This window comes from Serratia sp. A07 (genome assembly GCF_058725505.1).
Genome location: NZ_JBZXDO010000138.1, coordinates 1 through 1,915 on the forward strand (window position 1 = coordinate 1; position 1,915 = coordinate 1,915).

The following is a 1,915-nucleotide window of genomic DNA, read 5'->3' on the forward strand; positions in this document are numbered from 1 at the left end:
TCCAACGCAAACGCCGGTGACTACCTGGAGAGCATCGGCGATGGCTTCCTGACGGATAAGGACGGTGACCGCCTCACCAGTGATATAAACACAAACATTGAGGCTGAACTACAGAACGCGCTGGCCAACAACGCGACGGTGGATCACCAGTGGGCGCAGTACGGCACGGTGCGTGCAGATATTCTTGTGGTAAAAACCACGATTGCGGAAGTCGATCGCGCTCTGGCCGAGATGAAAACCCAGGTGCAGGCGCAAATTAATGACGTGACAGCGGTACTGGAGGACAAGCTGACGGCAACCGTTGATGCTGACGGCGCAACGGCCATCCACACGCTGAAAGCCGGTGTCCGTATCAATGGCGTGTTCTACAACGCGGGCATGTCGATCGCCGTGCTGGCGGAAACCGGCAAACCCGTCATCACCCGTATCGGATTTAACGCCAATCAGTTCGTGCTGATGAGCGGCAGCGGCGACACGCAATACTCGCCGTTTGCTGTAATCAACGGCCAGGTGTTTATCAGCGATGCTTTCATTCAGAACGCCTCTATCACGTCGGCGAAAATAGCGGATGCAGCAATCACAAACGCCAAAATCAGCGGATTTATTCAGTCCGACAATTTCAGCGCAACCAGCGGCTGGCGGATGGATAAAAGCGGCGCAGGGGCTGGACAAATCCAGATTAACGGCGGCGACGGCAACGGGCGCATGGAGATACGCGGCGACCAGATTAATGTTTATGACGCTGGCGGTAATCTGCGGGTAAGAATGGGGAGGTTGTAGCGTGGCGTATGGCCTGTGGATGAATGGCAAAGAGCTGGCGGCGGTTAATAGCATTTCACTATTAGCCAACGATAAAGAACCCTGGGCGGATGGCAATAAACAAAAGATTTACACTCCGCCTGATTACGTCGCTGGGAACCCGGTTTTTCTGGTTGGTCAGACCGGGTATATATTCGGCAGTCAGACAAATCCCCCGTCTTACGGCGGGGTTACTGGATGGCGAACCGATGGGGGTAGGATAATTGTTGATTTCTCCAGTGCAAACCAACAAGCGTTTTTTACCGAGTTCAGCATATACCAGGTTCAACCGCCGCAATCAGTTCCCGGCACGTATGGAATAATGATTCAAAACTCGGTGGATTGGATGAGCATTAACAGTTCGTCCAGGCTGGGCTTTGTTGCGTGGAAAGGGGAAGTGACGATTAACGGCAAATGGACATTGCCGGTCGTTCAAAACGATAACACCAAGGTTGTTTTTGTTCGGTGCGATGACCCCGGCGTTTCTATTTACCATGCTGTCCAATATAACGAATTAACGGTATCGCGTGATAATGGTTCAGGTGAAGCGATGTTAACCACGGCCAATGTGAAAGTGGTCATTATGAACAGCGGTTATTACCCACCGACGCCAAGCGGCTACGGAATGGTGATTAAGAACGCTGCCGGTAATAATACATTCACCAGCGATACAGAGCCGTTAGTCTGGGATGGTCGTTCGGTTAATGTCGGCAGGAACCCAGAGGATTTGGTCGATACAGGGATAGCCAGGCCAATGATCCCCCTAGCCGTTAATGCGTTTATGCGTGGTGACTCTCAAGGTAGCGGCGGGGTTTATAACTACTACAGCTGCGGCTATCGGTTTAACGGCAGCGCCGTCCAATTCTGGCGTTCTGAATCAGGGAGAAGAATACAGACCCAGTGGAATACATCAAACCGATGGTACTCGTCACAGATGCCGCTCATGGTTATTAACGCAGACCATTACTTCTAACAACCGGCCACTGAGCCGGTTTTTTTATGCAACGATTTAGGAGAGCATCATGCCCGCAGGCACTCTGACCCTAACGAACAACTCCGCCGTAGTGAAAGGTACGGGGACGGCGTTCAATACCGAGCTGAAAGCCGGTGATTTCAT

Annotated in this window: 2 protein-coding genes and 1 pseudogene; all 3 read left to right on the forward strand. The window is 52.1% G+C overall.

The window, feature by feature from the left end; translation table 11 throughout:
* Positions 1-780: phage tail tip fiber protein (locus tag AC4PR2_RS28565; protein WP_492176007.1), on the forward strand; the 780-nt coding region annotated here is incomplete at its 5' end.
* A 1-nt stretch (position 781) separates the two neighbouring features.
* A complete protein-coding gene (locus AC4PR2_RS28570) occupies positions 782-1,771 on the forward strand; it encodes a DUF6453 family protein (protein WP_492176008.1) in 990 nt (329 codons plus the stop codon).
* Positions 1,772-1,820: 49 nt separating this feature from the next.
* Positions 1,821-1,915, forward strand: a pseudogene (locus AC4PR2_RS28575) (tail fiber protein); the annotation flags it as partial.